We start from the raw sequence: 14,334 nt of genomic DNA on the forward strand, positions 1-14,334 counted from the left end.
CTGTATTTTTTGTTCCTATATAAGCATAAATGTCTCCATTTGGATCCTGCATGATCGCATTAAGGGTTGTAATGGAACCCGGTGTACCAGGTGCACCAGTTGCTCCTCCTATACCAGCTGGTCCTGCTAGACCATCTGTTCCGTCATTACCGTTAATTCTGACCCAGTTTGTTTTTRAAACCCACTCWGCATCACGTTCGGCAGCTGTATTTTTTGTTCCTATATAAGCATAAATGTCTCCATTTGGATCCTGCATGATCGCATTAAGGGTTGTAATGGAACCCGGTGTACCAGGTGCACCAGCTGCTCCTCCAATACCGGCAGATCCTATTTGGATCCTGCATGATCGCATTAAGGGTTGTAATGGAACCCGGTGTACCAGGTGCACCAGCTGCTCCTCCAATACCGGCAGATCCTGCAAGACCATCTATCCCGTCATTTCCGTTAATCTTAATCCAGTTTGGTGATTTCTCAGCCCACTCATCAGCACGGCCAGCAATTGTAGCATCAGTTCCGATGTAGGCATAAATATCTCCCTTAGGATCTTTTACAATTGCATCAAGGGTTGTGATAGCACCAGCTGTACCAGGTTCACCCGTTGCTCCGGCAATACCCGCTGCACCATTCAGACCATTGATTTTAATCCAGTTTGTTTTTGAAACCCAATCAGCATCACGACCCTCAACTGTATTTTTTGTTCCTANTGCTCCGGCAATACCCGCTGCACCATTCAGACCATTGATTTTAATCCAGTTTGTTTTTGAAACCCAATCAGCATCACGACCCTCAACTGTATTTTTTGTTCCTATGTAAGCATAAATATCTCCTTTTGGATCTTTTACAATTGCGTTAAGGGTTGTGATAGCTCCCGGTGTACCAGGAACTCCAGCTGCTCCGTCAATTCCATCAATACCATCTTTTCCATTTACAGCAACCCAGTTACCATTTTCATCTTTAACATAAATGATTCCTGTTTTTGTATCAATCCATGTAACAGTTCCAGCAGGAGCAATAACTCCATCTATTCCCGGTACACCTGGACCTCCGGCTAAACCAGCAGCGCCCGGAACACCGTTTGCTCCGTCATTGCCATTAATCTTAACCCAGTTTGGTGATTTATCTTCCCATTCAGCAGCACGGCCGGCCACTGTATTATTAGTTCCAATATATGCATATATATTTCCAGCTGGATCTTTTATAATCGCATTAAGTGTTGTAATAGCACCTGCTGTTCCAGGAGCTCCTGTTGCACCTCCTGGACCAGTTGGTCCTGCAATACCATCTATTCCATTTCTTCCACTTACCGGAATCCATTCTCCAGTAATAGTGTCTTTAATATAAACAATACCAGTATCTGTGTTAATCCAGGTAGTAATTCCCGGGCCAGCCGCACCATCTGTACCATCTTTTCCGGGTATCCCTGGCCCAGCTCCTAATCCTGGAGCTCCCGCAATACCGTCTTTTCCATCTTTTCCATTTAATGGCATCCACTTACCATCAGCATCACGTACATATACAATATTTGTTAAATAGTCAATGTACATTTTTACACTGGAATCAATCGCAGGGGTTCCAGGTGCACCAGGCGCACCATCTCCACCAGCTATTCCAGAAAATCCAGAACCTGCTTCGCCTGAAATAGTCATTCTGTTCCACTTTCCAGCAGACCAATAGTAATAACCTGGCGTAACGTCTGCAGCTGTATTGGTATTAAAAACCAATAAACCTACTTGATAAATACCATCAACCGCAAGGGGATCTTTTGCATTTGGGTCATGTGTAACGGTAACTTTATCGGTGGTACTTTCTAAACCAACCGATGGAATCAACATCCCCTTGTTTCCATTCTCACCAAATACATGCAGCTGAGTGGAAGGACTCGGGTTTTTTGTTCCAATACCTACCTGCGAATACGCAGAAAAAGACCCTAAAACAACAAATAAAGGAAGTAATCTATTTTTCATAACATTCAATTATTATGTAATTAATTTTCTTAGTGTTTTTATTCAAACATCTAATTTGAAGTTGCAAGTTCTTCTTAAATACTTTTTTGTTTTACCTCCATAAGCTTTTAAAGTTATAGATTAGGGTATTTGAAGTGGGTATCTATATTTAGATATGAAGTTTTTTTAGAGATAAAAAAAATAATAAACTGACTATTAAATCATTAAATAAAAGTGGTGCTTTTATAAATCAAAACACGACATTCCTATCTTTGTGTTACAAAAAAATTAAAGGCTGTGTGCTTTGTCAATATTTAAACCAAATTAAAACACTTTTAACTATTTGATTAGATTACATTTACAAACATAAGGTATTCTGGAAGATGCAATAATTCCTCAAAAAGGAAATAAAAAACAAATAATAATATTCTACTAAACAATCTGAAAGAACAAAAGAATATGAAACTAAAAGGTATATCTACCTTATTTTGATAGTCTTAAAAAACTGGTATTTTAAGTTTCGTCGCAAAATTGCAGCACATAGTTTAAAGATTGTCAAATGCAGAATATTAAGTTTGAATCCCGCTCTGGGACTACCACTTTAATTACAGCTAAAGAATGGCAGTATTACTAATAATTTTTCCAGTAATGTTCAAAACATACACAAATGAAATTATCCATTTAATTTATTTTCTTAAATGAGCCATTTTTATATTTAACAATTTTTTGTATCCTATCAAAAAACAGTATGATTTGTTTGCTTATTTGTTAAAGTATATAGTAAAGATCAACAGATTATCAGAAATAAAAAAAGAAGGTCAGTGCCGACCTTCTTCCTTATTAAATTCAAAATAGCTTTAGGGTTATATTAATTCTCACCCCAGCCGTATCTTATACGAAATACACCAGTGCCGCTTACTGTATTTATAGTAATGTTAGTTCCGCTGCCTCCTCTGTTAAACAAACTGTAAGAATCATTATCTCTTAATCCTGGCCAGTAAACACTTGCAATCTTATCATCTCTGCAGACGTCACTGGTTGCTACAATATAAGCAATTTCATTATCAGACTGATTCCCGTTCTGGTAGTCTTTGCCTGAGTTCATGGTGGCTCCAAATTCAGTAATCACCGTACGAGCGCCATAACTTCCTATGCGATTGCGCCAATCCGCTCTCCATTGAGTAACTGATCTGGCTGCCCAGAAAGCATAATTATGCAGTCCAAGTAAACAGCCATTAAAACGGCTGTCTGCCCCAACTCCGGTAACATTCTCAGAATATCCTGTTCCGTCCAGAATTATCCTTCCTTTTGGAACACCGGAATAATTAGAAAGAAATTGAGAATAAATACTCGTGAGTTGTGATAACGTATATCCATGAGGCTCATTAAATGGTTCAAAATAAACATTCGAATTGTTTTGATATTTATTGATTACGGTAGTCCACATATTCCAAAAAGCTGTAGTATTATCAATTATACCGTCTTTTGAGGAGGAAGACTCCCAGCATGCAATGATTACTTTCCATCCTTTACTGGTCGCTTTATCGATGACTCCCTGATAACTACCCCACCAGCTCTCTGAAACTGAAGGTGGGTTAATAGGTATGCGTATTGTGTTAACCCCGCTTATTTTACTGGAAAACCCATTCAGCACGGCTTCTGTTTTCGATGCAACTGTACTGTAACTATCCCCTGCGGTCAATCCTGAGATAATAATCCAGCCGTCTACAAAATTATCTCTCCCATCCGCCCAGTTTAATCCTGCTATCGACGCAGCACCGACTTTAGCAGAAGAAGCACTGCTGTTTGATACTGTGTTTTCAACCGAAGGCTTAATGCCTGCTGTATCTCCTGAACTTACTTCCAGATCATTTTCTTTGGAACAGGCACATAGAATGATGCCTAACATAACTGCATATCTTTTTTTCATTGAAATAAAATAGTTTAAATTGGTTAATTAATATTTGGTTCTTCTTCTTCTTGCTTATTATACAATACCAGAAAAATTTACTTTTAATACTATTTATAACAGCAAGACTGTGCACCTAAATAATCAGACTCTATTTTCTTATTTGAAATTCATCTTCAAAAATTAAAAAAGTCCATTATAGTGTGCATTGGCTGCAATTAATCATACGGTCTCATAAGTTTATTGGTTTAGTTAGTAAAAAACATCTCACAGAGAGTAACTGCAGCTCTATTCATAAAATCATATAACATTGAACATCACCGCATTTACTTTTCATATAAAATATTATTACAAAGTAATGTCTTACATAAGTTTTTCAGCAGGGGTAATTTGGAAAAAAAAGAAGGTCATATTTGTAATTTGATATTTTTTAGCTTTAAAAAAACACAATACATAAAATATAAGGCGTTTAATTATCCATAAAACAATTTACACCACTAATAAATGATAGATTTTGGACTTATAAAAACCAAAAACTGATCTCAAATAAAAACTACTCAAACGATAAAAGCCCTGTCAGATAGGTATTGACAGGGCTTATTAAATTTTAAATAATAAATGTTTTATTTACGATGGTACTCCCGTTTCTATACTTATAAGTAAGCACCACTAATCAAAGAGCTGCAATGAATTATCATTCAGATTAATTTATGACGGATTTCCTTGTATTTAGAACGGCCTACTGGCAGAACTCCTGCATTCTTAAGCTGCATACTATATTTTCCGCCAGCTTCTACGATAAGTTTGTCTGCCTCATGCCAACAAAGGATAAAGGATTTATGTATCCGAACAAATGTTTGGGGAAGCAGTTTCTCTAATGACTCTAAAGATTTGTCATGTAGCTCGATACGACCATCTGACAAATGCAATTCGGTATAAATTCCTGCACCTTTAATATATATGATGTCTTTAATGCTTATCAGCCTAATCGCTTTTCCTTTTTTTACTGCTAAATACTGGATATCCTGGCCTGATTCTTTTCCAGGTGTCGTGAAGCGCGTAAAGGCTTGTGAAAGTCTGGTTTTATCAAACGGTTTGGGTACAAAATCCAGCACTCCATACGCAAATGCAGTAATCGCTTTTTCCGTATAAGCCGAAATAATAATGGTTTGAAAAGACTTAGCTGCAAAAACCTGCAGAATATCAAATCCATCTTCTCCATTCAAATTCAAATCCAGCAGCAACAGATCAATTTGCTGGTGGTCAATAGTATTCAGTCCATTCTCAAGCGAATCACAAAGCAAAATCTGCACATCTTTATCAAAGAAATCCCGAGTCATTCTTTCTATCCGTTTTGCAATCCGGGCTTCGTCTTCAATAATCAGAATCTTCATCTTTTATCAATTTTATCAAAAATTTTAATAGTAGTCAGCCAGCCTTCTTCTACCGCATGAGAGTCAAAAGACCAATTGTTACCGTAACTTTCGTTTAATCTGGCTTTTATGTATTTAAACCCCGTTCCATTGCTTTTATCTTTCCTTGTTTTTCGGTTTTTGGCCAATGTCATTACAGTATATTGTTTATAGCGATCTTCTTTAGTAAAACTTAAACAGAAACAGATGCATCCTTGCTTTGGCGGCATACTGTGTGTAATTCCGTTTTCTATAATGGTATGTACAATTGCAGGTGGAATATTTTCATTTTCATCAACACCCTCTTCCTTCCAATCATAACAAACCTCTTTACGGAAAGACATTACCTGAAGGTGTTTTTGGCATAATTCTATCTCTTGCCTGATCGGGATAAGCGCATCTTCAGAAATGCTGTTCATAATATCAAACTCGTCTGCCAATGCGCGAATAAACACAACGCCTTGCTGCGGTGATTCCTCGACCCAATCAATCAATGAAGTCAGCGTATTACGAAGAAAATGGGGCTGGATATTTTTCTTAATTAATTCTAACTGCAGCCTTGAGGAAAGCAATAATGAGGCATTGTGAGCTTCTTCGATAGCTTTGGCTCTAATTGTATGAAGATAAAGCATTGAAAGTACGATAATTGTAAAAGCGATAAACAACCCAAAATCATAAAACATAAAATAATTAACAGCCGCACTTGCAAATAAACCGACTACAACAATCAGACCTCCTTTAATTTTTCGGGCAGCTGCATTACTGGCTATCACCATTGACGTAAGCCACATCACATCGCTAAAGAGTATGGCGGTAAGATCGTAATGTTGATAATTTAATATATATATCGCAATAAGACTGCTAAATAAAAGAAATAAAAACAATCGCTTTTTTTCGAAGTCAAACTGCAGCATGAAATACCAGGGAACCAATATTGAAATAGCAAAGGTGAGCCAGCCCACGATCTTCATACGGATATAAAATTGGGTATAAGGAATGTCTATATAAAATTTGACATATTCTATTATTAACAAGCAGAAGAAAAGCAGACAAATTATTCCAAAAAGTAAAACTGTTGTTTCTTTACGGGTACTATTTATATACAGAAAAAAATAATAAATAGACGCAATCAGAAAAGCTCCCGCCATGAGGTTCATATATGACATCACAATAAGCGGTGCACGATGAAGTCTTAAAAAGCTTTCAAGTTTTACATCAATTCCGCGTTTTACCTCTTGTAAATCCGATTGAGTCCCAACTAGTGTGACAACGTGTTTGCCCATATTAGCTAATTTTTCGGGTATTTGATAGTAAGTTGTTTCTGTTCCCGGTACTTCGCCCTTCCCTGATTTGGCCATCTTACCATTGCTTCCTACCAAAACATTGTCCCAGTAAATATCAAAAGCACCAAAAGCATTAACCTGTAAACCCAGCGGTGTCGAATTGTTTTCTCGTTTAATCAGTTCTACTTCTATATTAACCTTAAAGACAGAATCTCCTGATTCGCCCAGATAATCGTGAAGATCATCATCATCAGTATAATAGGTTATATCTGATTTCACATACTCATTATACTGTTTACATGAGGTAAACATGAGCAGTAAAAAAGCGGTAAAAAAGGAAAATCGATACATGAGATAAAGATAAAATAAATATCGAATAGAGAAATGCATTTCAAAAGCTCTTTGAGCCGTTTGCATGTTTTAAAAGGCAGGACTTTATTTTATCAACTAATCTTGTACTATAAAACCAATCCTTATGAAAGCTTTAATAACCTATATTTTAATTTTATTATTTTCTTTTTTTGCCAACGCCCAGCAAACTACTGTTTCTGGCAAAGTACAGGATAATACAACTAAAGAGGCATTACCCTATGTCTCAGTCGCAATAAAAGACAGCACCCTAAAAACAGTAGCCGGCGGTATTACTGACGATCATGGCATTTTTCGTCTTGAAGAATTACCAATTGGTAAAATGACCATTACCTTCAGCTTTATGGGGTACCAGCCTTTAACACAGCAGTTGGAAGTGATTTCCGGCAGGACAAAAATAGAACTGGAAGTTATTAGTCTGCATAGTGATGCCATACAATTGAATGCAGTAGAAATTAATAGTGAAAAGCCCAATATTAGCTTAAAACTGGATAAAAAGGTTTTTGAAGTCGGTAAAGATGTGTTGTCACAAAATGGCTCGGCTCATGACGTCTTGAATGGTGTTCCATCTGTAGCAGTAAGCCCGACGGGAGCCGTAAGTCTTCGTGGAAACAGCAGTGTATTGGTACTTATAAATGGACGTCAGTCAGGACTTACACAAGGCAATGCGCTTGATCAAATCGCTGCCGACCAGATTGAACGGATAGAAGTTATTACTAACCCTTCATCGAGATATGATGCTGCCGGTTCAGCAGGTATCATCAATATTATATTGAAGAAAAACAAAAAAAGTGGTTTTAGCGGTCAGGTGCGATTAGTAGCCGGATCTCCAAACGATAGCCGCCTTAACCCAAGTATTAATTATAAATCAGATAAGGTCAACATTTTTTCTAATTTCAGCATACGCTCTTCTGATTATGTAGGTCTGTATACTACCAATCAGTCCAGTATTAATAATGGCGTGCCAACTTTAATGAATCGTGTGCAGAATGAAAACCGCCATGATGATGGCAAATTGCTTTACATTGGCGCTGATTATTTTATTAATGAACATCAAACGATTACAACCGCTTTCTTAAAGAATGCTACACATGATAATGATAAAACACATTTACTGTACGACTATAATGACGATGCCAATACTGCCGTAGACAGTACCTTGGCAAGACACGGCAAATCATTAGAAAAACGGGATTACAGTCAATTAGAATTTAATTATACCCGAACATTTAAACAGCCTGAAAAAAAATGGACTATTGATATGCAGTATGACTGGTGGAACAGTAATAAAAAATGGGACCTCTTAACACAGCGTTTATCTCCAACTCTATTAAATTATCCTGGTATTAGAACGAGCTCAATAGGCAGCAGCAAGGATTTCCTTATTAAGAGTGATTTTATACAACCCATTGATAGTACTGGAGTATTAGAATTTGGAATTAAAACGGAAATTCGTAAAGTCTCCAGTGATTTTTTGGCTGAACAAGAACAAAATAATATCTGGGCAACCTATCAAGACATAGACAACCATTTGAAGTATGCCGAAACTATTTCCGGTGCTTATACGCAGTTCAGCAATAAAGCCGGCCACTTTACTTATATGCTGGGTCTGCGTGCAGAGATGACCCAAGTTTCTATCTCAGATATAAAAAACACTTATAGCGACGAAAAAAATTACAATAAGCTGTTTCCTACTATTAATATGAGTTATAAGTTTGATCATGCAGCTTTACAACTCAATTACAGCAAACGAATAAATCGTCCAGACTTGTATGAATTATATCCTTTTAACGAACTGACCGATTTAAACGCACAATATATTGGTAATCCTGATCTTAATCCTTCTTATTCAGATGTATTTGAACTGGCTTTTCTTAAAACCTGGAAGAAGCTGACGCTGAATCCTTCTGTTTATTACCAGCGGGAGAAAGGTTATATTCAAGATTATACCTATCGTGAGAATGATATTTTTTTTACAACGCCAATTAATATCGATTATGAAATACGTAGTGGTATCGAGTTTTCTGTCCTATATAATCCTCTGAAATGGCTGCAGGTAAATGCTGAAATAAATTTTTATCGTTTTGATCAAAAAGGAACTTATCAGCAAAAAAACCTTGATTATAGCGGAGAAACCTTTACCGGACGCTTAAGCACGCAGATTAAACTTCCGGCTAAATTCAGTTTTCAGGGGCGTTATAACTTTCGTGGTGCGCAGCAAAACGCGCAAACTAAGAATGCAGTACTGCAATCTCTCGATTTTGGATTGAGCAAAATTTTATTAAAAGACAAAGCCACTATTGTATTTGATATCACTAATGCTTTTGGTTTACGACAAAATAAGAGCACCACGACTGGCAATGACTATTTATTTACTGAAAACAATATCCCTAATGCTGCCCGTTACCGACTTAGTTTTGTTTATCGTTTTAATCTTACCGATCCAAAAGTAATCAGGCAAGCCAATAGTGCCAATCGAAACTAATGCAATTTGTCTATATGGGGCTCTCTTGGAAAAATCAATATAATTACAGAACAAGAATGGGAAAATTGAATGGCTGCATATAAACTAATATATTTAACTTTGAGAAACTTAACATTATAATGAGAGTCAAAATTTTTATTTTATTGATAGTAATTTTTTCCGGTAATTTTGTTTTATCTCAAAATAAAAGAGGGGAAATTATTAACTATCTCAAAAAAGAAATGGAGGAAAAAAAAATTCCAGGCTGTCAGCTGGTCGTCCTTAAAGATAATAAGATTCTATTATCCGAAACACTTGGAATTGCTGACATACCATTTTCAATACCTGTAAAAACGAATACCATCTTTTCAATAAATTCTATCTCTAAAGTTTTTACCTCAGTTGCCATAATGCAATTACAAGAACAAAATAAACTCAATATTAATGATCGCATTTTCCATTATATAGATTCTATTCCGGAAAATTGGAAAAAAATAACAATTAAACAGTTGATGAGCCATACATCCGGGCTTCCTGACATTGAAGATGAGAAAGGCCTGATTGGAGATAAGGGACAAGATTCAGCGTGGTTAAAGGTCAAAAAATTACCATTACAATCTGAAATTGGAGAAAAATTTAGTTATAATGCTACCAACTATTATATTTTACAGCGCATTATTGAAAAATGTAGTGCAGCAACATTTGAAAAATTTGTCCGTAAAAATCAATTTGATGTAGTGGCAATGAAGCAGATATACTATGGAAATTCCTATGATGTAATTAAAAATAAATGCCCTACCTATACCTTTTATTATCAGGATAAAATAACGGGTGAATATATAAAAGGCAATAAATTAAAGGAAACATATGAAGAATTCCCGTCAAAAATGATAACCGATGCCGGTGCATTTACAACAGCTGAAGAAATGGCAAAATGGATAATTGGATTGCAATCAGGTAAACTTCTTAAAAAAAATGAAGATATTGATACCATTTGGGAACCTGTAAAACTGAACAATGGATCTTATGATGGTTTTGGCGGACTTTTAAATGCATATGCTTTGGGCTGGCCAGTAATTACCCGAAAAAACCATTCCGCAGTTGCTCCTCTTGGCGGTGGCCGTTCAGCCTTTATTATATACCCAAAAGATAATCTTACAATCATTCTTTTTGCAAATCTTACAGGTATCTTTCCAGAAGAAATCATTGAAAAAATAGCAAGATTTTATATTCCGGATATAGGTAATTAGAATAACAAACTACATCTAAGAGAGGTTTGGCACAATAGCTAATTTGATATACTTAGGCAAACAAAAGTATGGCATTCTAAAATACTAACAGAAGAGACGACCAATAGGTCGTCTCTTTTAGTATTCAAAAATTATAACACTATTCTAATATTAAAGCTCTGACTTTAAATTTATTTTGCCTTTCTGAAGTCCTTTACCAGTTACTTCCAATTGGATGGCTCCTGCAGTTTTAATTGCTTTCACCAAAACCACCAATTTACCACTAAAAAGTTTCATTTTATTCTGATGAAATATTTCTAATGATGTAGCATCTCCGTTACATGCAGCTCTGTAAGTTGCAGCGCCTATTACTTTAAATTGTAATTCATTAACTGCAGTAGGACATGGAATTCCGTTTTTATCTATTACCGAAACCGTTACAAAAGAAATATCTTCTCCATCTGCTTTAATAGTTTGGCGATCTGCTTCAAGAACAATTTTATAAGCTTCTCCGGCAGTTTTAATCTCGCTTTCTGCGGCTATTTTTCCATCTGAATTAAATGCTACTACTTTTACCGTACCAGGTTCGTATTTCACATCATTCCACATTAAACGATAGCGATTTTGAGGAGTCGAATTATTTTTTTTCTGAACACCCATACTTTTTCCGTTTACGAAAAGTTCTGCACTGTCGTAATTGGTATAAACGAAAACAGGAGTAATTTCGCCTTCTCTTCCTTTCCAGTTCCAATGTGGCAGAATATGAAGTGTTTTATCTTCTTTATTCCATCTGCTTCTGTACAAATAAAAACGGTCTTTAGGAAGTCCCGCCAAATCTGAAATTCCGAAATAAGAACTTCTTGATGGCCATTTTTCATCATAAGGTGTTGGTTCTCCCAAATAGTCAAAACCTGTCCAGACAAATTCTCCAATAACCCAAGGTTTATCATCCTGCAATACAAAATCTTCATCGGGAACATTGGACCAGCTACAAGCTTCAAGATCATAAGACGAACTTTGAAAATCATCATATTCTTTATTTTTCGCCTGTACAACAGGAAATTTATAAATTCCTCTTGAACTCACTGTTGAAGCCGTTTCTGAGCCTAAAATAAATCCTTGTGGAAATGCTTTATACGCTTCCTCGTAAAGATGAACTCTGTAATTCAGTCCCGGGACATCTAATAAGGATCCAAAACCTGACGCCATAGTTTGCTTCACCTGATCCATTCCCACCGTTACCGGACGTGTTGGATCTTCTCTATGAAAAATATCCTGCAAAAATTTGGCTCTTGTCAAACCTTCGGCTCCATACTGATCCGGAACTTCATTTCCAGAACTCCACATTACAATACAAGGATGATTTCGTGTGGCTCTCACTAAATTTACAATATCTTTTTCTGCATATTCTTCAAAAAAGCGATGATATCCATTTTCTACTTTTGGCTTTGCCCATTCATCAAAACTTTCAGCCAGAAACATAAATCCCATTTCATCGGCCAATTCAAGCTGTTCAAAAGAAGGCATATTATGAGAACTTCTGATAGCGTTGCAACCCATATCTTTTAGAATCGTAAGCTGTCTTCGTAGCGCCGCTTTATTTACCGCTGCTCCAAGAGGTCCTAAATCATGATGCAGACAAACACCTTTAAATTTGGTTACTTTTCCGTTAAGGCTAAACCCTTTATTGGCTTCGTATTTAATCGATCTGATACCAAATTTTATACTTTGTTCGTCTTTTAAAGTTCCGTCAGCAGCGTATAATTTAGTAATGGCTGTATATAAATAAGGCGTTTCAGGACTCCATAAATGTGGTTTGGCAACGGCAATAGCCTGATGAAATTTTCCGTCTTTGATTTCAGTAACTTTTTGCGTTGCTACTACAGTATTAGTGGCATCTTTTATTTCCGTGACCATCGACAAATTATTGCCATTAACCTCAGCTTTAAGATCGACGACAGCACTATTTTCTGTGATGTCCGGTGTAGTAATGAAAGTTCCCCATTGCGCAAAACTTTCCTCCTCTTTTACCACAATACTTACTTTTCTGTATAAACCGGCTCCGGGATACCATCTTGAAGAAAATGGAAGATTAGTCAATTTTACCGCCAGCACATTTTCTGATCCGGCTATTAAATCTTTGGAAATATCAATATAAAAATAACTGTAGCCGTAACCCCACTCTCCTACTTTTTTCCCATTTAAAAAAACCTGAGGTTCACTCATAGCACCTTCAAAAATAAGAAGTGCTTTTTTTCCTTTTGTAAACTCCGGAATCGAAAATGTATTGCGATACCAGCCCGTACCAATATGCGGCAGCGCTCCGGTACGACCTGTTTTTTCCGTTGGAATTTTTTCTCCGTTTTGTTCAATTGCCGAAACTTGTTTGTCCCATTCTTTATCAAAAGGTCCGTAAATGGCCCAATCATGCGGTACGCTTACTTTTTCCCATTTCGAAGCATCGAAATTTACTGAAGATGCTTCTTCTTTTACATCTTTAGAAAAACGCCAATTGTCCTTTAAAATAACTGTACTTGATTGTGACATCATTTTTCCGGACGAAAAAACCAGAAGAAATGCGAATAATATTGATCTAAAAATTAATTTCATTTTATGTTTTATTTTTTCACCATTAAGATATTAAGTTTCATAAAGCTAAATGATCTTAATATCTTAATGGTGAAATTTAATTTTTAATTTTTGAAAGCATCCAATGCCGGCGAAGGTTTTCCGTCAGGAAGCCATGCATTTAATTGATAACCACTCCAGCTTTTTTCGCCTTGTGGTTCCCAATAAATAACGCCCAATCCTTTATTATTGGGTACGCTTTTTACCGCTTTTATAGTGGCTTCAAGCATTTCTTTGGTGTTTTGTACTTGTTCGAAATCACCACCAACTTCAACCACCATCACTTCTTTATTGTAGCGTGTTGCCATGTCTTTTAGATTATTTTCTAAATCTAATATAGTACTTTGATAATCGGTTTTAATCCAGTACGGATAATATGATAATCCAATTACATCATATTTCACCTTATTTTCAGTGGCTTTATCAAAAAACCATCTGAACTTTTCGCTTTTATTTCCTTCATCTAAATGAACAATAACTTTAATTTTTGGGTCGATCGCTTTTGTCGCTTCGTATCCTTTATTAAGCAATTGTGCCAACTGACTGAAATTGTCTGTACTGCCTTCCGGCCAAAGCATACCGCCCGGAATTTCATTTCCAACCTGAACCCATTCCGGCGTTACTCCGGCTTTTTTCAGCATTTTCAAAACATCATAAGTATGTTGGTAAACATCGGTTAACAATTCCGGGAAAGAATGTTTTGCCCATGCTGCAGGTTTATTTTGTTTACCGGGATCAGCCCAGGAATCGCTGTAATGAAAATCGATCATAATGCGCATTCCCATTTTTTGCGCACGAACTGCCATGACAACCGTTTCTTCCGGACTGCAGTGTCCGCTGGCTTTATCATTATTTGGATTTACCCAAACACGTAACCTGATGGTATTTATTCCGCGGTCTTTTAATAATTGCAGACAGTCTTTTTGAGAACCATCTGTATCATAAAATTTATAACCGGTTGCTTCCATTTGCGGCAGCCAGCCTACATCTGCTCCATTTGAAAAAGAATATTTTTCAGCCCCCATTTTAGATTTACATGAAGTAAAAATAATGGCGGTCATCATTAAAAAAGATAAAATTTTAAGGGATTTTTTCAT

At 36.4% G+C, this 14,334-nt stretch carries 8 protein-coding genes; 2 read left to right on the forward strand and 6 right to left on the reverse strand.

Going from position 1 to position 14,334, the window contains the following annotated elements; all coding sequences use genetic code 11:
• From ASD98_RS00005 to ASD98_RS00025, 4 genes are all read right to left on the reverse strand, one after another.
• Positions 1 to 256 (reverse strand): hypothetical protein (locus ASD98_RS00005; RefSeq protein WP_056198306.1); only part of this gene is annotated, 256 nt, incomplete at its 3' end.
• A gap of 2,555 nt (positions 257 to 2,811) precedes the next feature.
• On the reverse strand, positions 2,812 to 3,873 hold the full coding sequence (locus ASD98_RS00015) for a cellulase family glycosylhydrolase (RefSeq protein ID WP_056198312.1): 1,062 nt from the start codon (positions 3,871 to 3,873) through the stop codon (positions 2,812 to 2,814).
• A 677-nt stretch (positions 3,874 to 4,550) separates the two neighbouring features.
• Positions 4,551 to 5,246, reverse strand: coding sequence for a LytTR family DNA-binding domain-containing protein (locus tag ASD98_RS00020; RefSeq protein ID WP_056198316.1), 696 nt, complete (start codon positions 5,244 to 5,246; stop codon positions 4,551 to 4,553).
• Positions 5,243 to 6,826: a histidine kinase gene (locus ASD98_RS00025; RefSeq protein ID WP_242412042.1), complete on the reverse strand. Its 1,584-nt coding sequence runs from the start codon at positions 6,824 to 6,826 to the stop codon at positions 5,243 to 5,245. The genes ASD98_RS00020 and ASD98_RS00025 overlap by 4 nt, the downstream gene beginning before the upstream one ends.
• Positions 6,827 to 7,022: 196 nt before the next feature.
• On the opposite strand from ASD98_RS00025, the gene ASD98_RS00030 reads away from it, so the two are divergent.
• Positions 7,023 to 9,401: an outer membrane beta-barrel family protein gene (locus ASD98_RS00030; RefSeq protein WP_056198323.1), complete on the forward strand. Its 2,379-nt coding sequence runs from the start codon at positions 7,023 to 7,025 to the stop codon at positions 9,399 to 9,401.
• A 119-nt stretch (positions 9,402 to 9,520) separates the two neighbouring features.
• Positions 9,521 to 10,630 carry a serine hydrolase gene (locus tag ASD98_RS00035; RefSeq protein ID WP_056198328.1) on the forward strand — a complete coding sequence of 370 codons (1,110 nt, stop codon included), beginning with the start codon at positions 9,521 to 9,523 and terminating at the stop codon, positions 10,628 to 10,630.
• Between the two features lie 150 nt (positions 10,631 to 10,780).
• On the opposite strand, the gene ASD98_RS00040 is transcribed toward ASD98_RS00035, so the two are convergent.
• A complete protein-coding gene (locus tag ASD98_RS00040; RefSeq protein ID WP_056198331.1) occupies positions 10,781 to 13,219 on the reverse strand; it encodes a DUF4982 domain-containing protein in 2,439 nt (812 codons plus the stop codon).
• An 83-nt stretch (positions 13,220 to 13,302) separates the two neighbouring features.
• Positions 13,303 to 14,334, reverse strand: coding sequence for a glycosyl hydrolase 53 family protein (locus ASD98_RS00045; protein ID WP_242412043.1), 1,032 nt, complete (start codon positions 14,332 to 14,334; stop codon positions 13,303 to 13,305).

Source organism: Flavobacterium sp. Root186, from assembly GCF_001428525.1.
Lineage (GTDB): Bacteria > Bacteroidota > Bacteroidia > Flavobacteriales > Flavobacteriaceae > Flavobacterium.

Coding starts and splice junctions, on each gene's coding strand:
- ASD98_RS00040 (WP_056198331.1), bottom strand. CDS start 13,219: ATGAAATTAATTTTTAGATCAATATTATTCGCATTTCTTCTGGTTTTT.
- ASD98_RS00020 (WP_056198316.1), bottom strand. CDS start 5,246: ATGAAGATTCTGATTATTGAAGACGAAGCCCGGATTGCAAAACGGATA.
- ASD98_RS00030 (WP_056198323.1), top strand. CDS start 7,023: ATGAAAGCTTTAATAACCTATATTTTAATTTTATTATTTTCTTTTTTT.
- ASD98_RS00045 (WP_242412043.1), bottom strand. CDS start 14,334: ATGAAAAAATCCCTTAAAATTTTATCTTTTTTAATGATGACCGCCATT.
- ASD98_RS00035 (WP_056198328.1), top strand. CDS start 9,521: ATGAGAGTCAAAATTTTTATTTTATTGATAGTAATTTTTTCCGGTAAT.
- ASD98_RS00015 (WP_056198312.1), bottom strand. CDS start 3,873: ATGAAAAAAAGATATGCAGTTATGTTAGGCATCATTCTATGTGCCTGT.